Genomic DNA, 24950 nt, shown 5'->3' with positions numbered 1-24950 from the left:
TTGGACTTCAGGCGTGCCGCATCCGCATTACGGCGTAGGTGGCCGCCTGAACTCGCGATGCCAGCTTCAGCTTCTTCAACACCTGCTGGACGTGGATCTTCACAGTCGTTTCCGCAATGTTTAGCGCCCGCGCGATCTCCTTGTTCGTTTCGCCCCGTGCAATATGCGCAAGGATTTCCTCCTGGCGCGCGGACAGCGACTCGATCGGATCGGGCACCGCCGGCGCGAGCACCGAGGGTGACGCAGCAGGCGGCACCTCGCCGGGCTGCAGCGCCTGAAACGCGCTCACCAGTTTCCCCGTCATTTCGGGGCTGATTGTCGATTCGCCTGCCATAATCCGCACGATAGCGTCGGCCATCGCGCTGCTGTCGACAGTCTTCAGCAGATAGCCGCGAGCGCCGCCCCGGAGCGCTGCGGCGAGATCCTGTTCGTCTTCACTGACCGTCAGCATCAGTACGCGCGCCTGCGGCGCCAGTTCAGCGAGTCCCGGCAGCACATCGATGCCGCGCACGCCCGGCAGGTGGTTATCGAGCAGGATCACGTCGGGCTGCGTCTCGTTCGCGCGCCTACAGGCTTCGCCCGCGTCGCCGGCCTCGCCGACCACAACGAAGCGTTCGTCGGTGGACAGCAGCGCGATGATGCCGCGCCGGAAGAGCGTATGGTCGTCTACCACCAGGATGCGAATCAGCGTCGTATCGTTCATGCTGCAAGCCTCTTCCTGTCCGCGAGCGTCAGAACGACGCGGGTGCCATCGCCGATGGCGGTTTCGATCTCGACGGCCGCGCCGATTCGAGCGGCCCGTTCGCGCATGATGCGCAGTCCAACGTGCGTTTCGCTGTGGCCGGTTGCCTGGCCGGCTAAACCGAAGCCGCAGCCATCGTCCCGAACCACGACCTGCCACGGCGAGCTCTGCCGCACTTCCACCGACACCGCGCGGGCATGCGCATGCTTGCGCACGTTGGAGAGTGCTTCCTGCACCACGTGCAGCACCTGCACCTGGACGTCGGGTGGTAGCGGCAGGCCATCGCCCTCGACAGAAAGGCGGGTGGCCATCCCCGTCTGGTGTTCGAACTTCTGCAACGTCGTCTGCAGGGCGGGCAGGATGGTTTCGGTGTTGGTGCGGGTGCGAAAGTGCATCAACAATTCGCGCACGTCGGACAGGCTCTCTTCGATGCCCATCTCCAGTTCGCCGACGGCGCGCTCCGTTTTTGCTGTGTCTTTTTGCGCGAGCGCGTCACGTAGCAGCACGCTCTGGATCTTCATGAACGCAAGACTCTGCGCGATCGAATCGTGCAATTCCCGCGCGATGAAGCCGCGTTCCTCCGCCACCGCGGCTTCGCGCAGCAGCGCGCTGACGCGCAGCCCCTCGATCGCGGTGGCGAGATGGTCAGCGAGCGCGTCGAGCAGTGTGCGATCGTCGTCCGCCAGCGTTGCCTCCTTCGCGTAGAACAGATCAATTTCGCCAACGATGCGGGTCTGCAGCCGCACGGGCACGCTAACGAGCGACCGGTATCCGGCGCGCTCGCAATGGCCTTGCAATGCAGCGCCGCCGCGTCGCTGCATGAATACGACACGCGTGTGTGCGTCGTCGCGTGGCTGCCCGCACGCACAGTCACCGGTCTGGATGCAGGCCTCATGATCGGCGACCTCAGAAGAGAGCCCGTGGGAAGCGAGCAGTACGTAGCGGCGATTGTCTTCGTCGCACCAGCGGATCGCAACCGCGTCGGCGTGCGCAACCCGTTTAAGGCGGGTGGCGAAGCCCTGCGCCAGGTCGTCGAGTGTGTCGGCACGCGCGGCAAACTCGCTTGCCTGATACAGCGACGCAAGGCGTGCGTTCTGCGCGGCGAGGCTGGAGGTCTTCTCTTCGACCTTCATCTCAAGGTGCTGGTAGAGCTCCTCGAGCGTTTCGGCCATCTGGTTGAAGCCTCGGGACAGTGCGCCGAATTCATCGCCGGAATTCACCTGCACACGGGCAGCCAGATCTCCGTGGCGCACTCGGGCAAGGCCAGCTTTCAACCGGTCCAGTGGATTGAAGATGAAGAGGTACGCGGAATACAGCATCGTGACCGCACTGGCGATGGTCAGTCCCATCATGAAGACCTGCAGCGCGTTGAGTACTGTGGTGAGCGACGCAAGTCGCTGTTCAATGGCGGTGACGAGCGCGTCGATGTGGGCGACAAACGCCTCGGCCTGGCGCGCCGCCTGCATGGCGCCAAGGCCGGGCGTAGCAGACCATGCGGCGCGCACCTCGGTCCAGGTGCGTGCCACATCCGCCAGCGCGGTGACGCAACGCGCGTTACGCGGCACGAACAGCGGTCGCGCCGGATCGCCATCGCGCAATAACGCCATTCCGCTGTCGAACTGCAAAATCTGGTCTCGCACTGCCCCGGCGTCGCCGCGCGCGAGCGTCTGAGCAAGCCGCCACGTCTGCATGCGCATACGGCCGGCCTCGTTCACAGCCGCTGCGCCGCCCTCAAGCTGCCAACTGATCCACAAAGTGAAGCCGATCGACGCGATCGCCACCAGCAGGAGCGAGCCACCGATCAAGCCAAGTCTTGCGGAGAGTGTCTGGAATCTGCGCATGGTCTCTCGTTGGCGCCCAGACCCTTCGTGCTGAGCGCAGTCTACTGGTGCGGCCACCTGACACCGCGTCGGCTCGCCATGTCGCGCCCCATTGCGCCGCGTGCAGCGTCACCGAGCAGCGCCGTCGCGGCGGGATACGCATGCCTGTCTTCGGCGGCAAGGTGGGTACGATAAAGGTTCGCGAACGCGGCCCAGCGCGCCGATGTCTCAGCCCACGTTTTTATCAGCCATTCGCCCCGTTTCACTTGATCCAGGTCAATACGGACCGCGTCCCACTGTCGTGTCATCTCTCGGTGCTCGGCCCGCAGCCGGTCGACGAGTGTGCGAAGGTCTGGCTGGCCGGCGGCCGCGAGTGCGGGAAAGAGGTGACGTTCTTCATCTTCGTGATGCGCGGGGCTGGCCAGGTCGAAATACCGGATCACGTCGCACGCGGCCTCACGCGCCGCGTCGTCGCAACCTGCGGTCGCGAGGTGTTCCGCGAGACTTTCGAGGAGGCGCAGCGTTCGTGCGATGCGTTCGTGGCATGCGGCGAGCATCTCGAACGGTTCGTCGAAACCCGCACAGGGCGAAGTATGCAGTGTCAGACGTGACGTCATTGCCTTACTCCGAACCAGCCGGACGGGTTATGCGTCGCTGCCACCGAGGCGATCAAGGCAAACAGCAGCAGTGCGCAGCCGAGGCTTGCCACGCGCGTGCCCCAGGGGCGGCCACGTTTCATCGCGAGCGTTCCCGCGATCACGTAGGCGACGACCAGCAGGAGCTTCGTGCCCAGCCACGCGTCGCGAATGGGGTTCAGGCGCAGTAGCAGCCACAACGATGCGCCAGCGGCGAGCAGCAGGGTGTCAATGACATAGCTGAGCCTGCGCCACGCGTCGCGCATCGGCCACGCGTAATCGTTCAGGGAGGCGATACTGCGTGCGGCGAACAGCATTCCGCTGGCGGTCACGAGTGTGACGTGAGCGAACTTCAGCATCGGGTATGCCTCGGGCGTGAACAAGGACGGCTTCCAGATTCTGGATGGCAATCAGACTGACATCACTGCACGAGTGGCGTGGCGGTGCCGTCGAGCTCGACACCGCAGAGCTCTGCCTGAGCGGCGAGAAGGCTAACATACTGGCGCAATGCGTTTGCAAAAGCGTGCTGGCGCAGCGTCTGCGCGATCGCCGCGCGTACAGTCTCGAACGGCGGCGTATTCGCCCGCTCACGTGCGAGCACGTCAACAATGTGAAAACCAAACCGCGTTGCCACCAATCGCGGCAGCACGCCGACATACGGCAGGCCGAACAACTCGCGTGCCAGCTCCGGCACACATTCGGCCGCCGTGAACCAGCCCAGCTCGCCGCCTGCGTCGCCCGTCGGGCAATTCGACAGCTCCTTCGCCGCGCGAGCGAAGCGCTCGCCATGCTCGACTGCGTCGCATCTCAGATCGACGAGCGATGCTTCGGCGAGCCGTCGCAGCGCCTCGATATCTACGCCGGGCGTCACCGCGAACAGGATGTGTCTCGCGTGGACCCGTTCACCGGGCGCGTGGCGGCCTGGATTGGCGGCGTAGTAACGCCGGCAGGCGTGCTCGTCGGGTTCGGGCACACGCAGCGCGTGCTCGAGCAGCCTTTCGATCGCGTCGACAGTCGCCGTGCCCGGCGTGCCGTCGGACGCGAGCACATCGTGCACGTTGAGCAGTCCTTCCCGGATTGCGGCCTGGCGCAGCAGTTCGGTGCAGGCGCGTTGGCGCAGCGTTTTAACCGGCAGCGCTTCGCCCGGCGCATGCAGCGGCACTGCGTTGACTGTCGCGACGGGCTGGGCTTCGTAGTACATGGCGACCGCCTTCAGATCTCGCGGCGCGCGCGAGCGGCACGACGCGGACCGTGCAGCCTGCGGGAACGCACGAGCTGGTACGGCCGCCACATATATGCGAGCGAAGCGAAACCGCTCCAGATATGCACGAGTCGCGTGAACGGGAACAGCACGAACAGCGTCATGCCTAGCACAAGATGCAATTTGAAGACGACTGGAACCGCAAGCAGGGCGCTCGGTTCGGGCCGCATCGTCAGCAGGTGTTGAGCCCAGTCTGCGAGGGTCAGCATGGTTGCCGCATCGCCGCGGTCCGCGAACGACCACGGCAACGACGCCAGGCCGAGACACAGTTGCAGCCACAGAATGATAAGCACCGCCATGTCGCTGCGTCGGCTCGTAGCGCGAATTCGGGGATCGGTGATGCGCCGGTGCAACAACAGCGTGAGGCCGACAAAGCAGATCGATCCGGCGACGCCACCCGACACGATTGCAAGCATCTGCTTGTGCTGCGCGCTGATGAACGGCGCGTAAGCGAAGTGCGGCGTCAACAGGCCGACGCTATGGCCGAGCAGCAGGAACAGAATGCCGATGTGGAACAGGTTGCTACCCCAGCGCAATTGCGAGGCCCGGAGCAGCTGGGATGAGTCGCTTTTCCACGTGTACTGGTCGCGATCGAAGCGTACGAGGCTGCCGATCAGGAACACTGCCAGACACAGATAGGGATAGACGCTGAACAGAAACGTATGCAGAGCCAGGTTCATACGGATTCTCCGTTCGTAACGGGCTGGCTGGAAGGCGCGGCGGCACCTCTCATAATGCGGATCGGTTGGGGTGAGTTGCTGTTGCGTTGCTGGCCGTCCGGCGTGCATCCGCCGAATGCTGCAGGGTCGTGCCACGCGTCGTCCAGTTCCGGTTCATGCGGTACTGGCACCGCGTGCAACGATTCGCCGGCCAGTTCGATCAACGCGGCTGGAATCGCCGCATACGCGCTGTGACGGGCGGTGAGAGCGCTGTACAGGGCGCGCAGGATATGTGCGATCTCGCCTAGCAACGCGATGGCAGCTTCTGCCGGCTGCGTCGACGCGTATTCGAGCAGTACGCTCAGGTGGTCCGGCAGTTCGTCCGAGGCGAGCTGCAAGCCAGCAGCTTCGTAGGTCTGGATCAGATCGATCATCGCCGGTCCGCGGTCACGCGAATCGCCATGTACGTGCTCGAACAGGAGCAGCGCAGTGCCGCGCCCACGGTCGAACAGTTCGACATAGGCCGCTTCGGCATCGAGGCCTGTTGCGCCCGCAAGCTCGAAGATCAGGTCATCGAGCGTTTCGAGGCGTGAGGCGTCGAGCACCGGGCGCGCGTGCAGCGCATCGCGCAACGCCAGCAGGCGCTCGCGCAGCGCTTCGTCGGGATAGCCCGCCAGATGAGCGAGAGCGCGCAATGTGAGCGTGAGCGCGTCGGCGCGAGGGGAAGGGTTCGTCATGGTTCAGATCTCCACCTTGATCGGGATAGTCCGCTTTTTCCCACCGCCGAAGAGGCTCGCCTCCGTGGCGCCGTCTGAGCAGCCGTTACCGAACGAGAAGCCGCAGCCGCCGCGCACGTCGAACGCGTTTTCGGCGTACTCACGGTGCGTGGTCGGAATCACGAAGCGGTCCTCGTAGTTTGCGATCGCCATCACGCGGTACATCGCTTCGACATCGGCGACGCTCAGATTCACCTGCGCCAGTGCGGCGTGGTTCTCAATGCCGTCGACGTGCTTGCCGCGCTGCCACGCGCGCATCGCGAGCATTCGTTCCAGCGCGCGCACCACCGGTCCCGTATCGCCCGCAGTCAGCAGGTTCGCCAGGTACTTCACGGGGATCCGCAACTGATGAACGTCCGGAATCTCGCCATGTGCCTCAATGTGCCCTGCATTCGCAGCGGCCGTGATCGGAGAGAGTGGCGGCACATACCACACCATTGGCAGTGTGCGGTATTCAGGATGCAGCGGCAGCGCAACTTTCCACTCGATGGCCATCCGGTACACCGGGCTCGCGCGCGCCGCCTCGAGCCAGCCTTCCGGAATACCGTCGCGGCGGGCCTGCGCGATCACTTCCGGATCGTGCGGATCGAGGAATATGCCGAGCTGCGCTTCGTAGAGATCCTTGTCATGCTCGACGCTCGCGGCTTGCTCGATCCGGTCTGCGTCGTACAGCAGCACGCCGAGATAACGGATGCGACCAACGCACGTCTCCGAACAGACCGTGGGCTGCCCGGCCTCGATACGCGGATAGCAGAAGATGCACTTCTCGGCCTTGCCGCTTTTCCAGTTGTAGTAAATCTTTTTGTACGGACAGCCGCTTACGCACATCCGCCAGCCGCGGCACTTGTCCTGATCGATCAGCACGATGCCGTCTTCGTCGCGCTTGTAAATCGAGCCGGACGGGCAGGAGGCAACGCAAGCGGGGTTCAGACAGTGCTCGCACAGCCGCGGCAGATACATCATGAAGGTGTTTTCGAACTGGCCGTAGATCTCCTTCTGGATGTCATCGAAGTTGCGATCCTTGCTGCGCTTCTCGAACTCACCGCCCAGAATCTCTTCCCAGTTCGGGCCCCAGATGATCTTCTCCATACGCCTTCCGGTGATCAGACTGCGTGGCCGTGCAGTGGGTGCGGCCTTCATTTCAGGTGCCTGATGGAGGTGCTCGTAGTCGAACGTGAAGGGCTCGTAGTAGTCGTCGATCTCGGGCAGGTTCGGGTTCGCGAAAATCCGCATGAGCAACTGCCACTTCGCGCCCTGACGCGGCATGATCGAGCCGTCGTCGCGCCGCGTCCAGCCGCCGTTCCAGCGGTCCTGGTTTTCCCATTCCTTCGGATAGCCGATGCCCGGTTTCGTTTCAACGTTGTTGAACCAGGCGTATTCGACGCCAGCACGGTTGGTCCAGACGTTCTTGCAGGTCACGCTGCAGGTATGGCACCCGATGCACTTGTCGAGATTCAGCACCATGCCGATCTGTGCGCGTATTTTCATGATGTGTGGCTCCTGTCTAACGGCATCTCAAAGGCGCCCCTGCACGGCAGCTGGCGCGGCGTCGCGCGGCGCGTCGAGCCAGTCGACGTTGCGCATCTTGCGCACGAGGACGAACTCGTCGCGGTTCGTGCCGATCGTGCCGTAGTAGTTGAATCCGTAGCTGAGCTGCGCATAGCCGCCGATCATATGGGTCGGCTTGAGTACGATGCGCGTCACCGAGTTGTGGATGCCACCGCGCACTCCGGTTATTTCCGAGCCTGGCGTGTTGATGGTCTTTTCCTGCGCGTGATACATCATCACCATGCCTGATTTGACCCGCTGACTTACCACGGCACGTGCGGCGACGGCGCCATTCACATTGAAGAGCTCGATCCAGTCGTTGTCTTCGATACCCCCGCGCTTCGCGTCCTCTTCGCTCAGCCACACGACTGGGCCGCCGCGGTTCAGTGTCAGCATCAGCAGGTTGTCGCCGTAGGTGCTGTGAATACCCCATTTCTGGTGCGGCGTGATGAAGTTAAGCACCAGTTCCGGATGACCGTTCGGCCGCGCGCCATGCAGGTCAGCCGTGGTCTTCAGGTCGACGGGTGGGCGGTAGCTCGACAACGCTTCTCCGAACGCGATCATCCAAGGGTGGTCCTGATAGAACTGCTGGCGGCCGGTGAGCGTGCGCCACGGAATCAGTTCGTGCACGTTTGTGTAGCCGGCGTTGTAGCTAACGGTCTCGCTTTCGATGCCGCTCCACGTAGGCGAGCTGATGATCTTGCGGGGCTGCGCCTGCACATCGCGATAGCGGATCTTCTCGTCTTCGCGATGGGCGGCAAGATGGCGGTGATCGCGCCCGGTTGCTTTCGATAGCGCTTCCCACGCCTTCACGGCGACGTGGCCGTTGGTCTCGGGCGCAAGCTGCAGAATGACCTCGCAGGCGTCGATGTCGGAAACGATACGCGGCATGCCCTTCGTCGCGCCGTCTTCCTGCGTGACGCCGTTGAGTTCTCCGAGCTGGGCTACCTCCGTGTCGGTCTTCCACGCGATACCCTTGCCCCCATTGCCGATCTGGTTCATCAGCGGCCCAAGCGCGGTGAAGCGCCGATACAGGTTTGGGTAGTCGCGCTCCACCACGGTGATCTGGGGCGCCGTCTTGCCGGGCACGAACTCGCACGCGCCGCTGCGCCAGTCTGCGACGCCCAACGGCTGCGCGAGCTCGCCCGGCGTGTCATGCATGAGTGGGGTCAGCACGACGTCGCGTTCGACGCCGAGGTGGCCTTTGCATACTTCGCTGAACACCTTCGCGAAACCCTTGTAGATGTCCCAGTCGGACCGGCTTTGCCAGACGGGATCGACAGCTGCGGACAGCGGATGAACGAATGGATGCATGTCGCTGGTATTGAGGTCATTTTTCTCGTACCAGCTTGCGGTGGGCAGCACGATGTCGGAGTAAAGGCAGGTTGTGCTCATCCGGAAATCGAGCGTGACCAGCAGGTCGAGCTTGCCCTGCGGCGCGTTGTCGTGCCATTTCACTTCCGAAGGGCGCGCACCGGCGTCGCCCAGGTCTTTGCCCTGCACGCCGTGGCTTGTGCCCAGCAGGTGCTTGCAGAAGTACTCATGCCCCTTACCGGAGGAGCCAAGCAGGTTCGAACGCCACACGAACATGTTGCGCGGCCAGTTTTCAGGTGCATCGGGATCTTCGCAGCTCATGCGCAGGGAGCCGTCGCGCAGACCCTGCACGACGTGGTCCTGCGGCGAAACGCCTCGCGCGTCCGCCGCGTTGGCCAGCCGCAGCGGGTTCACCGCGAGTTGCGGCGCGCTCGGCAGCCAGCCCATGTGCTCTGCGCGCACGTTGTAGTCGATCATGCTGCCTGCGTAGAGGCTTCGATCCGCGAGCGGCGACACGATCTCGTCGACCGCGAGCTTTTCGTAACGCCACTGGTCAGTGTGCGCGTAGAAGAAGCTCGTGCTGTTCATCTGCCGCGGCGGGCGCGCCCAGTCGAGCGCGAAGGCGAGGGCGGTCCAGCCGGTCTGCGGCCGCAGCTTCTCCTGGCCGACGTAATGCGCCCAGCCGCCGCCGCTCTTGCCGATGCAGCCGCACAGCATCAGCAGGTTGATCACGCCACGATAGTTCATGTCGGCGTGATACCAGTGATTCATCGCCGCGCCGATGATCACCATCGAGCGGCCCTCCGTACGATCCGCGTTCGCGGCAAATTCACGGGCGACCTTGGCGATCTGCGCGCGCGGTACGCCGGTGATCACTTCGGCCCACGCCGGGGTGTACGCCGCGTTGTCCTCGTAATTCGCCGCGCCGCTGCCGAAACCGCGGTCGATCCCGTATTGCGCTGCCTGCAGGTCGAACACGGTGGCGACCAGCGCGTCATGCGCATCGCCCTCCTTGCCCAGGCGCAGCCTGAGCGCGGGTACCCTGACGTGGTTGATCTGGCCGCCGAGTTCATTCGGCGCGAAGTGCGCACTCGTCACGCCGCCGAAGTAGGGCAGTGCGACGTCGACGATCTCGTATGGCTGCGCGGCGTCCTCGACCAGCGACAGCTTGAGCCTCACCTGCTCGCCGTGGCGCGCTTCCTTGTCCTCGAGATTCCACCTGCCGGCGTCGCCATTGCCTTCAGTCTGCCAGCGAAAACCGATCGAACCGTTCGGGAGCACCGCACGGCCGGTGGTATCAAACGCAACGGTCTTCCACTCGGGATTGTTTGACTGCCCCAGTTTGCCGCTGAAGTCGCTCGCCCGCAGATAGCGGTCAGGCACGAGCGTCATAAGGCCGTCGGGCAGCGCGTGTGGCTTGAGCATCACGAGCATCGGCAGATCGGTGTAGCGGCGGGCGTAGCCGTCGAAGTATGGGCTGCGGCGCTCGAAGTAGAACTCCGTCAGCGCAACGTGGCCCATCGCCATCGCGAGTGCGGCATCGGTGCCCTGACGCGGATGGAGCCACTCGTCGGAGAGTTTCGCCACTTCGCTATAGTCCGGCGTGATCGCAACGGTGCGGGCACCCTTGTAGCGCACCTCGGTGAAAAAATGCGCATCGGGCGTGCGGGTCTGCGGCACGTTGCTGCCCCACGCGATCAGGTAGGACGAGTTGTACCAGTCAGCCGATTCAGGCACGTCGGTCTGCTCGCCCCACACCTGTGGGCTGGCGGGCGGCAGATCGCAGTACCAGTCATAGAAGCTCATGCAGACCCCGCCGATCAGGCTCAGATAGCGGCTGCCGGCCGCATAGCTGACCATGCTCATGGCCGGAATCGGCGAGAAACCGATCACGCGGTCCGGACCGTGCGTCTTGATCGTATAAACGTTCGCGGCAGCGATGAGCTGGTTCACTTCATCCCAACTGGTGCGCGCGAAGCCGCCCATGCCGCGCACCTGCTGATAGTCACGGCGGGCCGCGTCGTCTTCGACGATCGACGCCCAGGCGTTGACCGGATCTGGATGCGCCTGCAGCGCGGTGCGCCAGCGTTGCAGCAGGCGGGCACGCACCATCGGGTACTTCACGCGGTTCGCGCTATACAGGTACCACGAGTAGGACGCGCCGCGTGCGCAGCCGCGTGGCTCGTGATTGGGCATGTCCCAACGCGTGCGCGGATAGTCCGTCTGCTGGGTCTCCCAGGTGACGATGCCGCCTTTCACATAGATCTTCCACGAGCAGGAACCGGTGCAGTTCACGCCGTGTGTGCTGCGCACGATCTTGTCGTGCGCCCAGCGGTTCCGGTAAGCGTCCTCCCACGTCCGGTCTTCGCCGGTCGTGACGCCGTGTCCGTCGGCGAATTTTTCCCGGGGTAGTGCGAAATGCGTCAGCCGGTCGAGAAAATGGCTCATGAATTCAGGCTCCGGAGTCAGCAGGGCATCGCGGCGTGACGACGGGCGTAGTGCCACCAGGTCAGTGCGATGCATACGATGTAGAAGGCGATGAAAACGTAGAGCGCGGCTTCGGGGCCGCCCGTGAGCGAGATCGAGGTGCCGTAGCTCTTGGGAATGAAGAAGCCGCCGTATGCGCCCATCGCGGCGGCGAAGCCGAGCGCGGCGGCGGCCTCGGTGTTGCCCTCCCTTGTGGCGCGCTGCACGGCTTCCTTGTCGGACGGGGCGACCTCTTGCAGTCTGGTGTTCAGGAAGATCACCGGGATCATTCGAAAGGTCGAACCATTGCCGATGCCCGTCGTGAGGAAGAGAACGAGAAAGCTTGCAAAGAAGCCTGCGAAACTGCCGTGTGACGGTCCGGACGGTAGAAAAACGAGCACGCAGGCCACCGCACCCGCCATCACGACGAAATTCCATAGCGTGACGCGCGCGCCGCCCAGCTTGTCCGCAAGCCAGCCGCCGAACGGGCGGACCGCCGCGCCGACGAAGGGGCCGACCCATGCGTAGGCAAGCGCATCGAGCGTCGGAAACTGGCTCTTGATCAGTAGCGGAAAACCCGCTGCATAGCCGATGAACGAACCGAAGGTTCCCAGGTAAAGGATGCACATCAGCCAGTTGTGGCGGCGGCGGAAGATCACGGCCTGATCCGCGAACGACGCTTTCGCCTCGGCGAGATCGTTCATGCCGAACCACGCGGCCAACGCTGCCAGAGCAATCCAGGGCACCCAGATGAACGCGGCATTTTGCGTCCACACGTGGACGATCTGCGAGCCCTTGCCGACCGTCTGTGGCGCACCCGCGAAGATGCCAAATACCCCTGCGGTGACGACGAGTGGGCTCAGGAACTGCACGACTGATACACCAAGGTTGCCAAGACCCGCGTTCACGCCGAGCGCGGACCCTTTGCGTTCTTTGGGAAAAAAGAAACTGATGTTGGCCATGCTGGAACTGAAGTTGCCGCCGCCGAAACCGCACAGCAACGCAAGCGTGAGCATGGTGGGATAGCTCGTCGTATTGTCTTGCACGGCGAAGCCGATACCGATCGCTGGAATCAGCAGTGACGCGGTCGAGAGAGCGGTCCAGCGGCGGCCGCCCACGAGCGGAACCATGAACGAATAGAAGATGCGCAGTGTCGCGCCGCTTAGCGCGGGAGCCGCCGCTAGCCAGAACAGTTGATTGGTTGAATATCGGAAGCCGAGCGACGGCAGGCTGACTGCCACCACGCTCCAGACCTGCCAGATCGCAAATGCGAGGAATAGCGCAGGCACCGAGATCCACAGATTGAGTCGCGCAATCGCTTCGCCTTCGCGCTGCCAAAAGGCCTTGTCTTCGGGCGCCCAGATGTGGATGGTCTGGCCTCGATGAGATAACAGGGGCCGGGTAGTCATATCGTCCTCTCAGGTCGGTTCGCGTTGCCTTCGAGCCGCTGTGAAATGCGGCCGCCCGGGCTGGGATGGTGACGATTGTGTTCCGTGAGCACCCGGTCGCCTATCCACCTGAAGTACAGGGAAGACACGGCATTGGAACGACTCGACGTGTGCGAGAGGTAGTTCTAAAGAACTATGTGTGGCGCGATCAAGACGTGCAAGGCCAGCACGGGCGAAGCTATTGACGCCATTCTCGAAGCCGTGACAGACGGCAGCAGTCACGGGCGGCGAGACAGTCCAGTTGATCGGATTCGGCTCATTTTCGACGGGTCCCCGCGCTGAACGCACCGGGCGCAATCCTTCTACCGGCGAGACCATCACGAGTCCTGCGGCCGAAGACCGTCAAGTTCGCCGCAGTTCGCCGCAGGCAAGGCGTTCAAGGACGCCGTCAATGCCGGGTGATATCGGCCGGACATGACGGACGAGCCTGTAAGTCAGCTGATCGTTTTCAGGCCGTGCGGCTTGCTCTGTTGCCGGATTCCACGCAATGTTTTCGGTTCCGAAACATGCAGGTCATCCCTGACCTTTGGGCCGCCCGCCGCATTCGGCGGTGGGTATTTTTCGTGGCCCGGATTTCTGAGGTAATGCTTGTTAACGGATATCGGGATACCAAACAGGTCTATGCGCGCTGCAGCCTCGCAACACACCGGTCGTGGATCTGGCCGACGAGTGGTACGCGATAATCGAGACGCCCGCCACCCGTAAAGGTTAATGCCACAGGATGTGACCTTCATTCCCGAGCAGTATTCCGGTTAGAGGCCGCTATGCATGGCGCCCCTCTGCTTTGTGTCCCTGTCGCCTCGAAACAGCTGAAGGTCGACTCGGTCGCCGTGAAATGCAACGCCATCAACCGGCTCGTCGCATCGTCGACATACACCAGCAGCGTACAGGCGGGGGCCCGGTCCTCGAACCAGCGGTGATCGCTGCCGTCGATCTGGATCAGTTCGCCCAGGCACGCACGCCGGGCCCGTGGCTGGTAGACCTTCGGCGGGCGCTGCCGGCGCGGTATCCACAGCCCGGCTTCCGTCATCAGCTTGCGTACGGTTTCCTTCGCGAGCCGGATGCCGTGACATTCGCGCAGCTTCTCGCACGCGAGGGTCGGGCCGAAATCGGCGTATCGCTCACGGACGATGGCCAGAGCACGTTGGGTCAGTTCTCCGTCCAGTCTCCGATTCCCGGGCATACCGCGCTTGCGAGAGATCAGTCCAGGAGCGCCAGACTCGCGATATCGGGCCACCAGCCGCCGTACTTGCCTCGTCGTCAGACCCAGACGTTCGGCAGCACGCCATGGCTTGAGCCGGCCCTCCGTCACATCCTGAATGACCTTGAATCTGTCCAGTTCCCGCATTGTCATTGTTATCCGTTCTGTCACAGCCGTCGATGTCTAGAGCGCCCGAAAACGGCGGGTGGCTAGCATACGACGGCATCAAAAGCGGACATTTCTTATATGGTCGCCTCCCATTTGCAAGGTGATTGTGTGTGGCGAGAAGGGTGGTTGCGGACTTATATCCGGACTCGATCGCGGGCATGCCCGCCGGCCCCGATGGATTTCGCCGCAAAGGTCCTAATCTAAACGACGGACTCAAGGTCCGAGAAATGTCTCAGGCTTGCCTTTGCGCGGTCCAACCTGTCTTGCCATCGTTCAATACACCTGTGCAACCGTGAATGGGGATTAAAGACTTTGAAGCGAGATCACTGCGCGGGTGCTGCCTGATACGTTCGACCATATGCGAGCAATGCCCAGATCGTGCGAGCCATCTTGTTGGCAAGTGCAACAGCAACGACGTTCGTTGGACGCCGGGACAGCATCTGGCGCAAACGCTCTGGCAAATGCCTTGAGCTCACGATGACCGATCGCGCGCCGTGAATCAGCAGCGTGCGCAGATACACGTCTCCGCGTTTGCTGATGCCGCCGAGCTTTATCTTGCCACCAGAACTGTTCTGTCGTGGCACCAGGCCCAGATAGGCGGCAAACTCCCGCCCGGAGCGAAACGTCGTTGCCTGTCCGATGACTGATACCGCAGCGGTCGCCGTGAGCACGCCCACGCCAGGAATCTCCGAGATGCGTTTGCATGCGTCATCATTGCGGCGCCAATCGAGAATGCGTTGCTCGATCCGTGCGATCTGCTCGTCGAGTCCGCGAAGTCTCGAAAGCTGGTCCTGCAGGCTGTCTGCCAGCATGGCTGGCAGCTCGTCGGCCAGTGACGCCAGCGCGGCTTTGGCGGCTTCGATCGATGCCCGGCGGCCTTGCGGCAACACGACGCCGAATTCATAGAGCAGTCCACGAAGCTGGTTGACCTGCATGACGCGAATCCGGACCAGTTGCTGGCGTATGCGATGCATCGCCAGCATGGCCTGCTGGCCTTCGGTCTTGACGGCTACGAACCGCATGCCGGGACGCTGTGCGGCTTCCCAGATCGCTGCGGCGTCGGCTGCATCGTTCTTGTTCGACTTCACGAAGGGCCGCACGAACTGCGCGGCGATGAGCCGCACGTCGTGGCCCAGCCGTGCCAGAACCCGGGCCCAGTGATGGGCGCTGCCACAGGCTTCCATGACGACACGGCTCGCAGGCCGGTTCGCGAAGAACGGCACGAGCTGGGCGCGTTTGAGAGCCTTGCTGTGAATCGCGCCGGTCTCAGGCTCGACATAGTGAATCTGGAAAACGCGTTTGCTCAGGTCGATGGCTATGGTCGTGGGTTCCATCTGGTTCTCCTTGGCGGCAGGACTGCCGAACCAGCAATGTCGCATGCTCTGGACGCGAGACTGCGGCGCCGGACGACCGTTAAGGCGGGAGGCGACCATTCCATCTATGCGGCTAAAAACGGACATTACCATCTGGCCGCTACAAGCATAAATGTTGATAACTAAGATTATGTCAACTTTTGTGGCAAGGTACATTTCGGGGCCTATCATCTTCGCGGTGGTGATCGCCGCGTTGATGTCTTCGATATCAGTACCAAGACGGTTCACATCAACTGCTTCACCGGCCTGCGCGAGGAGTTTTTCGAGCCGAACAGCGACGCGGATCGGGCGAGCTGCGGCTAGATAATCGTGAGATTATCGCCACGCATCTGGCATCGCCGGAGGAATTGCACAGCATCGCGCTGACAGCGGCGGTCGCCGCGTATCTCGGCAAGGATTTCTGCTGAGGATCGCCTATCGGTGTCGTCACCGGGCCGCAGAAAGAGGGCAATTGGGTCGCGTCCAGGAATGGGGACCGCGCACAGCTTCGCGAATTTGCGGCACGCCACCCGCCAAGGCCTGCACTCTGGCTTTCAGCGGGCCCTCGCCCTCATCCAAACCGGACGCAATACACAGGCGGCAAATGCCCGGAAAGCAAATGCCAGCTTTCGCCACTGTCGTCGGACGTCCATAGCGAGCCCGTGGTCGACCCCATCGCGAGGCGCGTGCCGGAGTCGTCCATAGCGAGCCCGTGCCGATACACGAGGTCATACGCCGGTGCAGCCGGCAAGCCGTTCGAGAAACGCTCGAACGTGCGGCCGCCGTCGCGTGTGCGCGTGACGACGAACTGGCCGGCCACCGGAATGCGGCACTCGTCTTTCACGGCGGGCACGAATCACGCGGTGTCCGGCTCGCGCGGATGCACGGCAACCGCGAACCCGAAGCTCGATGGTTGCGCTTCGATCCGCTGCCAGTGCGCTGCGCCGTCGGTCGAGCGGAAGCTCGCGCAGTGATGCTGTGTCCACAGCACATCCGGGCTCGCCGGGCATTGCACGACGCGGTGCGGGTCTTGCACGTTGGCATCTCCGCGCCGCTCCGGGGGCATGTAGTCGCCTCCATGCCCTCGGTACTCACGCGCCATGTTGCGCCGCCGTCATCGGTTTGCCGTACGCCGCCGCACGGCACGCCGATCGTCACGCGCCGGCTCTCGCGCGGATCGACCATCACGGAATGGATGCCCGCCGCGTCATAGCCGCCGCCGAACCGTTCGCGGCGCTCCGGGCGATCCCACAGCGCGCGGTTGAGCGCCCACGTGTCGCCTCCATCGTCGGAACGGAAAAGTCCGCCTGGAATCGTGCCGGCCCACAAGACGCCTGGCTCATCCGGGCCGCCTGTTTCGAGCGACCAGATTTGCTGCAGCGTCCAAGGCGTGGCGGGTGGGCTTGGCGCGGCGGCGCTCGCATTCGCGCCGTCATCCGCACCCGTCTCGTCGGCAGGCTGCAGCGGATAGACAGGGACCGCACACTCTTCCCAATCCGCCGCGCCCGCGCGCCGGCGATGCAGCTTCACGCCAAAGTGGCCGAGATTGAGTGCGGCATACAGTGATCCGTCACGCGGATCAGGCAGCACCATGCTCACCGGCTCGCCGACGAAGTACGGTTCACCGAGCGTCCAGCCGCCCTTGCCATCGGCTTGCAAAACGAACAGCCCTTTGCTCGTTGCGACAAGCAACCGATCCGTCATGTCGAGTCCCTACTGTCAAACAGGTGTCGATCCGGGCGTGGTGCTTTAGCGCGTGGTCCGGTCCCATGCAAACCCGTCGGCGCTTCAGCGCCTTACTCTGGAACCTTGCAAAGCCTGAGTACGAATCGAACGCATGGAACCCTCTTATCCGCCCGACAGCGCCTGTACGACGTACACACGGCTTTCCCCGCCAAGAGCATCGGACAGGTGTTGCCGGTCGCGCACGGGCCGGCCGTCGACGAACACAGCGAGATGCAGCCGCAGCGAGCCCTGCTCGTCAAGGATATAGCCGCGCTATCGTGCTTGCACGGCGAAGACGGCTGCGAACGCTTCCCCTAGCGTGCGAGCATCGATCTCGCGCTCGGGCGTTGCGATATGCCGCTGAATCGAAGCAGCGAAGAAGATGTGCGCCATGACGAAAAACGGCGCGGGAATGGCCGCGTCTATTGGCTCAATAGTTTAGCTGATCCGCCGCGTGCATCGGGGCCCCCGCCGCATCGGACAAGATCGGCATAAAGACCGCAATGCAACCGCCCGACTACCCGTTCGGCTGGTGATCGCCCGCTGTTGTTCTGCCATCCTGAACCCGTCGCCGTAGCACCATCCGTAAAGGGCCGGTGCGCGAGCGACGGCTTGAGCACAAGCGGGCCGTGTCGCGAATGGCAATGGCAGGAGACTTGATATGGAAACCACATCCTCGGGCGCAAGTCCTTTGCTGGACCTCTCGGACAATCTGGCAGGAATCGTCGAACGAGTCGGACGGAGCGTCGTTGCGGTGCACGGCCGGCATCGCATTCCGTCAAGCGGAGTAATCTGGCGACATGGTGTCGTCGTCACGGCGGCACACACGATCAGGCATGACGGCGGGATCGAAGTCACGCTGCCTGAAGGCCGTTCGGTCGCCGCACCGCTCGCGGGCCGGGATGCCGGCACCGACCTCGCCGTGCTGAAAATGGACGGGGTGGACCTGGACCCGGTCGAGTGTGGCAATGCGCGCTCGCTCAAGCCAGGTCATCTCGCGCTCGCCGTCGCGCTGGCGGACGGTTTCGGCACCAGTGCCGATTTGGCGTGATCGGCAGCACGGGTGGTCCATGGCGCACCTGGAGGGGCGGACAGCTCGATGCGTTCGTGCGACTAGATGGTGGTCTGCACCCGGGCTTCTCCGGCGCGGCCCTCGCGGATGTGCGCGGGCAGGTCATGGGCATCTGCACATCGGCGCTTGCGCGCGGTTATGGCATCGTGATTCCCGGGATGACCGTGGAGCGCGTCATCGATGAACTGCTCGCTAAAGGGCGCGTCTCGCGAGGCTATCTCGGCGTCGGCACGCAGCAGGTAAGCTTGCTGGACGCGTGGATCAAGGAAATGAATCTGCCTTCCAGTCACGGATTGCTGATCAATTCGCTGGCGCCGGGTGGGCCTGCGGAACAGGCAGGCGTGCTCATCGGCGATGTGCTGATCGAACTCGACGGCAAGCCTTGCAGCGACATGGACGACGTGCATATCGCGCTTGCTTCTGCAAGCATTGGACAGCAGCTGAAAATCGCGTTGATGCGGGGCGGCAAACGCCACGAGTGTTCGCTCACCGTCGGCGAACGACCTCAACGGAATTCATGCCGGTGAGGTCCGGGACGCGATGAAATGCCGGGTGAACAGATGGCACACATGGCGCCCATGCGGGTTGCGGTGATCGCGGAATCGCCGCTGGTGCGCGGAAGCCTGCAAGCGCTTGTCGAGGGTAGCCCGGCACTCGGGTTCGCGGGCAGCGCAGCCGACGCCGACGCGCTCGGCGATTGCCTCGCCCATTCGGCGCCGGATGTGGTCGTGACGGATGCGGAGCCCGAAGCGGGCGATGCGCTCAAGACGGCATTCGACCACGCGCACGCGCCACCGGCGCTCGTTCTGTTGATCGACGACATGGACAGCGACTGGACCCTTGACGCCTTGCGTGGCATCGCGATGGCCAAGCGAGGCACGCGCATCGCTCGCGCTTTTCGCGTTTTGCATGAGCGTATGCTTATGTCGACAGGAGACTGGGCGTGTCTGCAACGTCAATGAAGAGACGAATGCGGGAGGTATGCGCATGGATGCATCGGATAACGAATTCGTGCTCGTGGGAAGCCTTGAAGAGCTGAAGGCAAAGGGCCGACTCGTGGTGCAAGGCGGCCATCGCCCAATCCTGGTCATCTACGACCGCGGGCGCGTCTTCGCCCTCGATAATCGTTGCCCCCACATGGGCTTCCCGCTCGAGCGCGGCACTGTCGACGACGGCATCTTGACCTGTCATTGGCACCACGCCCGCTTCGATCTGGAAAGCGGCTGCACCTTCGATCTCTGGGCTGACGATGTACCGGGCTGCGCGGTCGAGGTGCGCAACGGCGACGTCTGGGTGACGGCTACGTTCGGCCATGCCGATGCCGCAGCGCACTGGCATCGGCGGCTTGCGGACGGCCTCGCACACGACCTCGGACTCGTCATCGCCAAGGCGGTGCATGGCCAGCTTGCGGCCGACGTACCCGTGGCCGACATCGTGCGGCAGATTGCGCTGTTCGGGGCGCAGAACCGTGACGGCTGGGGTGTCGGTCTGACGATACTGACGGCGCTGGCCAATCTGTTGCCCATGCTGCCAGCGGACGACGTCTATCTCGCCCTGTTCCAGTGCGCGCGTCGTGTAGCGGCGGACTGCGATGGCGAGGCGCCGCGGCGGGAACGTACGCCGCTTGGAAGCCGGCCGCAAGCAGCCGCGCTCCAGCGTTGGCTGCGCCTCTGGACAAACGTGCGCCATCGCGAGGCCGCCGAGCGCACCCTGTTGACCGCGATTGCCGCAGATCTCCCGCCAGCCGTGCTGGCCGACGCCCTGCTTTCGGCCGGGACCGAACGGGCGTTCGCCGACACCGGTCATGCGCTCGACTTCGTCAACAAGGCGTTCGAGTGCCTCGACATTATCGGCTGGCAGCATGCGTCAGCTTTGCTGCCAGCCGTCGTCGCCCAGATGGTGGCCGCACGCGGCGCCGACGAATCGACCGCCTGGCGCCAGCCCGTTGATCTTGTTGCGCTGTGTGACGAATCAGCCAGCCAGATTTCGCAACTTTTCGCAGCGGGACGCAACTTGCGAGGTTGGTCGAACCACGCGGCACTCGCCCGGGAAATGCTCGGCGACGATCCAGCGAAGATCATCGATGCGCTGAAGACGGCGATCCGCGCAGGCGCCGCGCCTGCTGACCTGGGACAATCCCTCGCCTACGCAGCGGCGCTGCGCGTGGCCCGCTTCGGCAATGCCAACGAGCACGCCGACTGGGAGACGGCGCACCACGTCTTTACTCATGCCAACGCGGTCCACCAGATGCTCAGGCGGATCGGGACGGCCGGCATCGACGATTGCGTCACGACGGTCCGCGGCATAGTGCACGGCGCGATGGCGCTTTACCTTGCCCGATATCTGAACGTGCCACCCGCCCGCATCCCGGGCGACGACGACGATCGGCTCGACGACCTTCCTGCCGATGAGCAGACGATCCGCACCGCCTTGCTCGACGCCTTCGACCGGCAGCGACAGGTTGATCTTGCGGCAAGGCTGGTGGCGCGGCATCTCACGCTCGGCCATCCGCCACAGGCGCTAATCGCGACGCTTGCCTTTGCGGTGCTGCGCGAAGATGCGGGCTTCCACGCCTATCAGATGCTCGAGGCTGGCGTGCGGCAATTCACTGCGTGGGGCAATTCGGGTGAGGGCCGGCATATTCTGATTGCGGTCGCCCGCTATCTCGCGGCCCATTCGCCGACCGAGCGCGGGACGCTACAAACGGCCGACATCGCCCGGCGCTTGATGCGGGGCGGCGAACTACATCAGGGAGATAGAGCGTCGTGACGGCACATGAGGTACGCCGCGTTCCCGTCGCGCGGACACCATGTTGCTCAGCGACGCACGACTACGATCGCAGCGCATTGCCGCGTTGTGGTGATCACCGCCCGGTCAGCATCCGGAGGATTTTTTGCACGATGCGCTCATGCTGCTCCATCGCCTCGTCGAGCGTAGGCGCTCCGTAGCTCTCGTTGTCTTGTGCCTGCTTTCCGGCAATACGGGTCACGAACAGCAGGGCCTCTCCGGCGCCCGTTTCCGACACACCGCGAAAGCGGGTCGTGACTATCACACCGGATTCTTTCAGCAACGTGCGGCGAAAAATCTGCTCGTTCTCGGACATCCAGCGCGACCACTCGCTGAAGTCGAACACCTCGACAGGCCTGTTCTTCTCATCCAGAACGTAAAAGCGTTTGCGTTTGCGCCGAGCGAGGGATTTCATAGTTCAACGGGACGGCGTTTATCATGAAAGTTCCGGCAGACAGGAAAAGATCCGATGCATCACAGCCGTGCGAATCCGTTGACCTCCGGGTCATGGTTCGCGATCTGCGAGCGCTGAAACCCATAGCTCAGTCATTCCATGAAGAATGTCGGCCGCAGACGCGTGACTGGAATATCGGACCAATTGAATATGCGCTCGCCATATCAGTGCTCGAGCGATGCATGGCTCCGAGCATCGGCGCTCGCGGAAATCTGCGACATGTTGACGATCGAGCGAACGCCTGCGAGCTTCGCAGCGTGCGCAAAATAGGCGGTCGCATCGACGAGTTGCGATTGCATGATCAGGTACACGAAGTAGGCACCCGTCACGCCTCGTAGCGCTGCCTGAACCGCATGACTGTCGAGCAGATCGCCCACAACGACTTCGACGTCGCTTGTGCGCAACGAAGCGGCGCGCTCGTCGTCGCGATGGACCAGGGCGCGCGTGTGCGCCCCTCGATAGCCGTTCCTCGATAGCGGCACCGCCCGTTGCACCGGTAGCGCCCGTAACCAGATACCCATCGTGCTTCGTCTCATACTCCAGGTTGGAATGTGAAGCGGTATGCGACGCTTTTCGTTCGTCGAAGTGTAGGACAGTGGCGATCCTTCAGGAAAGGCCCAGCGGTGCCGGCTCTTACATCCAGCCGGTTCTCAGCCTGCAGTCTCACGCAAAGGCGCGGGAGGAACCACGGTCTTGATGATGCCTGTTTTGACGTCGTACACCAGCCCCGACACGATCAGGTTATCGGGAAGGTTGCTGTTCGCGCGGAGTGCGGCGACATCGAGCACCACAGCCTCGTATGGTTCCGTGATACGAAGTTCATCGAGCGCGTCCGTCTCTACGCCGAGATGCTTCGCTAGCAACGCGGGTGCGTGCTTGTGGCAGCCGATGATCCCGCAATCGGTGTGCTGGAGCAGGACGAGATTGCGTGCACCGTCGGGCCGTCCTGCTGCTTTCGCGACGACGCTCAACACAGCAAGCGTTTCGAGCAGCGGCTTGTTGACCCGGCCACCGACATTGCGAATGACAGCCGCCTCACCCTGCTTCAAACCCAGCACGTCGGCGGGATCGACGCGAGGATCGACACAGCCGACGACGACCGTTCCCGTCGATGGCATCATCTTCAGTTCGGGGGCGAACGCGGTGTTTGCGAAGTCGGCGTTGCGCTCCAGCATGACATCGTTGAAGTCCATTTTGCTTACTCCTGCGTTGTTGGCTCGAAGTGGCCTGGTTGAATGTCGTGCGTCTCGCGCATCACACTCGCGCGATGCGCACTCGACGACGGTATCGCGCGTTTTTCACACGCGGCTCAGGCGAACTCTTCCAGATCGCTGGCCGGCTCTTCACCCACTGCGCGCACCGATCGCTCGATGACATGCAGCTTCGGTGTGCGGTCGATCACCAGCCCAAGCACGTCGGGACGGCTGTAATGACCTCGCGAATCCATCATGCGTTTGCGCTTGTCGATCTGCCAGAAATCCAGATCGGCGATGATCTCGCCCTCTCCTTCGCGCAGCGGCGCGCCACCCATGTACTCGCCCTCCGGCGAAATGATGGCGGTGAAACAGCCGCTGGAGATCGGGCCAATCTGGGTTGTGTTGGTATCCTGCAGAATCTGCTGTTGCTGTTCGGGCGTCAGCCAGGCGGTCGCGTTGACCACGAATGCGCCCGCCTCCAGCGCGTGCTGGCGGATGTTCACGGAAATCTGCTCCGAGAAAAGATCACCGGCAAACGAACCCGGATACATCGCCGAATGGATTTCCTCGCCGTCGGCCATCAGCGCGTAGCGTGCGAGCGGGTTGTAGTGCTCCCAGCAGGCCAACTGGCCAACCCGGCCCACTGCCGTGTCGATGGCGCGCAGGCCTGAGCCATCGCCCATTCCCCAGACCATTCGTTCGTGATAAGTCGGCGAAAGCTTCCGGCGGCGCTGCACGAGCGTGCCGTCGGCATCGAACAGCAGTTGCGTGTTATAGATCGTGCCGCCGTCGCGTTCATTGACGCCGATCGACACCACCATTCCGGCCTGGCGCGCCGCGTCGCCGATTGCGCGAGTGGTATCCGACGGGACGGTCACCGCCTGCTCGAGCAGTTTGTAATGCTCGGCGCCCATGGCGAATGGCGATTCGATGAACGAAAAGTACGGATAATAGGGAACGATGGTTTCGGGGAACGTCGCAAACTGGACGCCCTGCCTGCCCAGTTCGAGAATCTTTCTGACGACTTTGTCGACAGTGCCTTCCCGGCTATAGAGGACAGGCGCGATCTGGACGGCTGCGGCGCGGATGATTTTCGACATGATGGTGTTCCTTTCGCTGGCTGCGATGCGGGTAAGAGAAGTGCTCGTACCTTAACGTCGCGCGCCACTACGCACCATGTCGTTGTTGCCACCATTCATGACATCCGTCGCCGGAGCGCAGTAAGCTCACTACCAGACTCACCCGTCTGCTATCCGGGATTTCGATCCGGACGGCGCTCATTCACACTACGTTCACATTGCGGACGGCAGGGACCAGATATGCACCGGATTGGCTTCATCGTGCCGAAACGATTTCAGATGATGAGCCTCGCGGCTCTTACGGTATTCGAGATCGCGAACATGCCGCCCAGAGGCGCGTGCTACGAAGTCCATCTCCTGTCCGAACACGGCGGTCCCGTCGTATCTTCGGGCGGAATGAGACTGGAAACGGAGGTGTTTGGCGATCCGGCATTCGACACGGTCATCGTGGGCTCAATCACTGAAATGAAGATGCCCGCTCCCGATGCTGCTGTAGTTGCATTCGTGAAAAAGGCGGCCAAAGCATCCAGACGGATCACCTCGATCTGCAGTGGCGCGTTTGTCCTCGCCGAGGCGGGACTTCTGGATGGCAGACGCGCCACCATGCATTGGGCTCACGCGTCCGAATTCAGGGCGCGCTTCCCCAATGTCCGCACAGAAGAAGACCGGATATTTGTCAACGACGGTCCATTCTGGACTTCAGCGGGAATGACGGCGGGGATCGATCTCGCCCTGGCGTTGCTCGACAACGACCTCGGCCCCGATGCCGCGAAAATGGTTGCCAGGCTTCTCGTCATGAATCAGCGTCGATTGGGTGGTCAGATGCAGCATTCCGCACTGCTGGACATGACGCCGAAATCCGATCGGATCGAACGGGTCGTCGCGCACATTCGCCGTAACCTGCGCAATCCACTCACCATCGAAGAACTTGCGGAAGTGGCGAACCTCAGCCCTCGCCAGTTCAGCCGCGCATTCGTCGCGGAGACTGGTCAGTCGCCTGCCAAAGCTGTCGAACAGCTTCGTCTGGAAGCAGCGAGATTCATGATCGAGCAAGGCCGCCATACGATTAACGTGGTGGCGCAGGAAACGGGTTTCGCGGACCGGGAACGGATGCGCCGCGCGTTCGTCCGAACGTATGGCGTACCCGCCGACATCCTGCGCAGGAGCGCCCGGGCGGAACCCGCCACCGGCAACTGAAGTCGCTTGGTGTAGCGGGCTTGGCCCTCGCGTGGCTCACCCAAAGATGG

18 protein-coding genes and 6 pseudogenes are annotated in these 24950 nt (G+C 63.1%); 6 read left to right on the top strand and 18 right to left on the bottom strand.

What is annotated here, in order from left to right; translation table 11 throughout:
* Nucleotides 1–7: 7 nt before the first annotated feature.
* From BPHY_RS30865 to BPHY_RS30820, 10 genes are read right to left on the bottom strand one after another with little or no spacing between them, the layout of a single operon-like run.
* Entirely contained in the window at nucleotides 8–703 is a 696-nt protein-coding gene (locus BPHY_RS30865) for a response regulator (RefSeq protein ID WP_012405398.1), read from the bottom strand.
* The gene (locus tag BPHY_RS30860) at nucleotides 700–2583 is read right to left on the bottom strand and encodes a type IV pili methyl-accepting chemotaxis transducer N-terminal domain-containing protein (protein ID WP_012405397.1); all 1884 of its coding nucleotides are present in this window, start codon (nucleotides 2581–2583) and stop codon (nucleotides 700–702) included. Before BPHY_RS30860 ends, BPHY_RS30865 begins: the two co-directional genes overlap by 4 nt.
* Before the next feature lie 41 nt (nucleotides 2584–2624).
* Entirely contained in the window at nucleotides 2625–3179 is a 555-nt protein-coding gene (locus BPHY_RS30855) for a hemerythrin domain-containing protein (RefSeq protein ID WP_012405396.1), read from the bottom strand.
* Nucleotides 3176–3580, bottom strand: a complete 405-nt coding sequence (locus BPHY_RS30850) for a SirB2 family protein (RefSeq protein ID WP_157686869.1) — start codon at nucleotides 3578–3580, stop codon at nucleotides 3176–3178. Before BPHY_RS30850 ends, BPHY_RS30855 begins: the two co-directional genes overlap by 4 nt.
* Before the next feature lie 38 nt (nucleotides 3581–3618).
* The gene (locus BPHY_RS30845) at nucleotides 3619–4398 is read right to left on the bottom strand and encodes a peptidylprolyl isomerase (protein ID WP_012405394.1); all 780 of its coding nucleotides are present in this window, start codon (nucleotides 4396–4398) and stop codon (nucleotides 3619–3621) included.
* A gap of 11 nt (nucleotides 4399–4409) precedes the next feature.
* Nucleotides 4410–5138 (bottom strand): respiratory nitrate reductase subunit gamma, encoded by a 729-nt coding sequence (gene narI / locus BPHY_RS30840; protein WP_012405393.1) that lies wholly within the window; start codon nucleotides 5136–5138, stop codon nucleotides 4410–4412.
* The gene (gene narJ / locus BPHY_RS30835) at nucleotides 5135–5854 is read right to left on the bottom strand and encodes a nitrate reductase molybdenum cofactor assembly chaperone (protein WP_012405392.1); all 720 of its coding nucleotides are present in this window, start codon (nucleotides 5852–5854) and stop codon (nucleotides 5135–5137) included. Before narJ ends, narI begins: the two co-directional genes overlap by 4 nt.
* 3 nt (nucleotides 5855–5857) lie before the next feature.
* Complete coding sequence (gene narH / locus BPHY_RS30830) at nucleotides 5858–7381, bottom strand: nitrate reductase subunit beta (protein ID WP_012405391.1); 1524 nt, start codon at nucleotides 7379–7381, stop codon at nucleotides 5858–5860.
* A 27-nt stretch (nucleotides 7382–7408) separates the two neighbouring features.
* On the bottom strand, nucleotides 7409–11203 hold the full coding sequence (locus tag BPHY_RS30825) for a nitrate reductase subunit alpha (protein WP_012405390.1): 3795 nt from the start codon (nucleotides 11201–11203) through the stop codon (nucleotides 7409–7411).
* A gap of 17 nt (nucleotides 11204–11220) precedes the next feature.
* Nucleotides 11221–12630: a NarK family nitrate/nitrite MFS transporter gene (locus tag BPHY_RS30820; RefSeq protein ID WP_012405389.1), complete on the bottom strand. Its 1410-nt coding sequence runs from the start codon at nucleotides 12628–12630 to the stop codon at nucleotides 11221–11223.
* A gap of 174 nt (nucleotides 12631–12804) precedes the next feature.
* On the opposite strand from BPHY_RS30820, the pseudogene BPHY_RS42935 reads away from it, so the two are divergent.
* A pseudogene (locus tag BPHY_RS42935) lies at nucleotides 12805–13071 on the top strand (HU family DNA-binding protein).
* 346 nt (nucleotides 13072–13417) lie between these two features.
* On the opposite strand, the pseudogene BPHY_RS30815 reads toward BPHY_RS42935, so the two are convergent.
* Together BPHY_RS30815 and BPHY_RS30810 are read right to left on the bottom strand one after the other, a co-directional pair.
* Nucleotides 13418–14023: pseudogene (locus tag BPHY_RS30815) on the bottom strand (ISNCY family transposase); the annotation flags it as partial.
* 338 nt (nucleotides 14024–14361) lie between these two features.
* A complete protein-coding gene (locus BPHY_RS30810) occupies nucleotides 14362–15372 on the bottom strand; it encodes an IS110 family RNA-guided transposase (protein WP_012405387.1) in 1011 nt (336 codons plus the stop codon).
* A 329-nt stretch (nucleotides 15373–15701) separates the two neighbouring features.
* Between BPHY_RS30810 and BPHY_RS43435 the strand changes: the two are divergent.
* Nucleotides 15702–15818 (top strand): annotated as a pseudogene (locus BPHY_RS43435) (NUDIX hydrolase); the annotation flags it as partial.
* 143 nt (nucleotides 15819–15961) lie between these two features.
* Here BPHY_RS43435 and BPHY_RS30805 read toward each other — a convergent pair.
* Nucleotides 15962–17094: pseudogene (locus BPHY_RS30805) on the bottom strand (WD40/YVTN/BNR-like repeat-containing protein).
* A gap of 144 nt (nucleotides 17095–17238) precedes the next feature.
* Nucleotides 17239–17508 (bottom strand): annotated as a pseudogene (locus BPHY_RS30800) (MoaD/ThiS family protein).
* A gap of 301 nt (nucleotides 17509–17809) precedes the next feature.
* Between BPHY_RS30800 and BPHY_RS30795 the strand changes: the two are divergent.
* The 3 genes and pseudogenes from BPHY_RS30795 (at nucleotide 17810) to BPHY_RS30785 (ending at nucleotide 20956) form a co-directional block, all read left to right on the top strand.
* A pseudogene (locus BPHY_RS30795) lies at nucleotides 17810–18714 on the top strand (S1C family serine protease).
* An 18-nt stretch (nucleotides 18715–18732) separates the two neighbouring features.
* Complete coding sequence (locus BPHY_RS30790) at nucleotides 18733–19149, top strand: helix-turn-helix domain-containing protein (protein ID WP_012405386.1); 417 nt, start codon at nucleotides 18733–18735, stop codon at nucleotides 19147–19149.
* A 25-nt stretch (nucleotides 19150–19174) separates the two neighbouring features.
* On the top strand, nucleotides 19175–20956 hold the full coding sequence (locus BPHY_RS30785) for a Rieske (2Fe-2S) protein (RefSeq protein ID WP_012405385.1): 1782 nt from the start codon (nucleotides 19175–19177) through the stop codon (nucleotides 20954–20956).
* 94 nt (nucleotides 20957–21050) lie between these two features.
* Here the strand turns inward: BPHY_RS30785 and BPHY_RS30780 are convergent, their stop codons facing one another.
* From BPHY_RS30780 to BPHY_RS30765, 4 genes are all read right to left on the bottom strand, one after another.
* The gene (locus BPHY_RS30780) at nucleotides 21051–21389 is read right to left on the bottom strand and encodes a hypothetical protein (protein WP_012405384.1); all 339 of its coding nucleotides are present in this window, start codon (nucleotides 21387–21389) and stop codon (nucleotides 21051–21053) included.
* A gap of 203 nt (nucleotides 21390–21592) precedes the next feature.
* On the bottom strand, nucleotides 21593–21949 hold the full coding sequence (locus BPHY_RS30775; protein ID WP_208459160.1) for an NmrA family NAD(P)-binding protein: 357 nt from the start codon (nucleotides 21947–21949) through the stop codon (nucleotides 21593–21595).
* 129 nt (nucleotides 21950–22078) lie between these two features.
* On the bottom strand, nucleotides 22079–22621 hold the full coding sequence (locus BPHY_RS30770; protein ID WP_012405382.1) for a carbonic anhydrase: 543 nt from the start codon (nucleotides 22619–22621) through the stop codon (nucleotides 22079–22081).
* 116 nt (nucleotides 22622–22737) lie between these two features.
* Nucleotides 22738–23724, bottom strand: a complete 987-nt coding sequence (locus BPHY_RS30765) for a nitrilase-related carbon-nitrogen hydrolase (RefSeq protein ID WP_012405381.1) — start codon at nucleotides 23722–23724, stop codon at nucleotides 22738–22740.
* A 219-nt stretch (nucleotides 23725–23943) separates the two neighbouring features.
* On the opposite strand from BPHY_RS30765, the gene BPHY_RS30760 reads away from it, so the two are divergent.
* A complete protein-coding gene (locus BPHY_RS30760) occupies nucleotides 23944–24900 on the top strand; it encodes a GlxA family transcriptional regulator (protein ID WP_012405380.1) in 957 nt (318 codons plus the stop codon).
* Nucleotides 24901–24950: the final 50 nt, after the last annotated feature.

The sequence above is a fragment of the Paraburkholderia phymatum STM815 genome (assembly GCF_000020045.1).
Lineage (GTDB): Bacteria > Pseudomonadota > Gammaproteobacteria > Burkholderiales > Burkholderiaceae > Paraburkholderia > Paraburkholderia phymatum.
Note: the sequence above shows the minus strand (reverse complement) of the source record. Positions and strands in the feature narration are given on the sequence as shown.

Coding starts and splice junctions, on each gene's coding strand:
- BPHY_RS30765 (WP_012405381.1), bottom strand. CDS start 23,724: ATGTCGAAAATCATCCGCGCCGCAGCCGTCCAGATCGCGCCTGTCCTC.
- BPHY_RS30865 (WP_012405398.1), bottom strand. CDS start 703: ATGAACGATACGACGCTGATTCGCATCCTGGTGGTAGACGACCATACG.
- BPHY_RS30770 (WP_012405382.1), bottom strand. CDS start 22,621: ATGGACTTCAACGATGTCATGCTGGAGCGCAACGCCGACTTCGCAAAC.
- BPHY_RS30785 (WP_012405385.1), top strand. CDS start 19,175: ATGGATGCATCGGATAACGAATTCGTGCTCGTGGGAAGCCTTGAAGAG.
- BPHY_RS30780 (WP_012405384.1), bottom strand. CDS start 21,389: ATGAAATCCCTCGCTCGGCGCAAACGCAAACGCTTTTACGTTCTGGAT.
- BPHY_RS30810 (WP_012405387.1), bottom strand. CDS start 15,372: ATGGAACCCACGACCATAGCCATCGACCTGAGCAAACGCGTTTTCCAG.
- BPHY_RS30760 (WP_012405380.1), top strand. CDS start 23,944: ATGCACCGGATTGGCTTCATCGTGCCGAAACGATTTCAGATGATGAGC.
- narJ (WP_012405392.1), bottom strand. CDS start 5,854: ATGACGAACCCTTCCCCTCGCGCCGACGCGCTCACGCTCACATTGCGC.
- BPHY_RS30825 (WP_012405390.1), bottom strand. CDS start 11,203: ATGAGCCATTTTCTCGACCGGCTGACGCATTTCGCACTACCCCGGGAA.
- BPHY_RS30790 (WP_012405386.1), top strand. CDS start 18,733: ATGCCGGGTGAACAGATGGCACACATGGCGCCCATGCGGGTTGCGGTG.
- narI (WP_012405393.1), bottom strand. CDS start 5,138: ATGAACCTGGCTCTGCATACGTTTCTGTTCAGCGTCTATCCCTATCTG.
- BPHY_RS30845 (WP_012405394.1), bottom strand. CDS start 4,398: ATGTACTACGAAGCCCAGCCCGTCGCGACAGTCAACGCAGTGCCGCTG.
- BPHY_RS30855 (WP_012405396.1), bottom strand. CDS start 3,179: ATGACGTCACGTCTGACACTGCATACTTCGCCCTGTGCGGGTTTCGAC.
- BPHY_RS30860 (WP_012405397.1), bottom strand. CDS start 2,583: ATGCGCAGATTCCAGACACTCTCCGCAAGACTTGGCTTGATCGGTGGC.
- BPHY_RS30820 (WP_012405389.1), bottom strand. CDS start 12,630: ATGACTACCCGGCCCCTGTTATCTCATCGAGGCCAGACCATCCACATC.
- BPHY_RS30775 (WP_208459160.1), bottom strand. CDS start 21,949: ATGGGTATCTGGTTACGGGCGCTACCGGTGCAACGGGCGGTGCCGCTA.
- narH (WP_012405391.1), bottom strand. CDS start 7,381: ATGAAAATACGCGCACAGATCGGCATGGTGCTGAATCTCGACAAGTGC.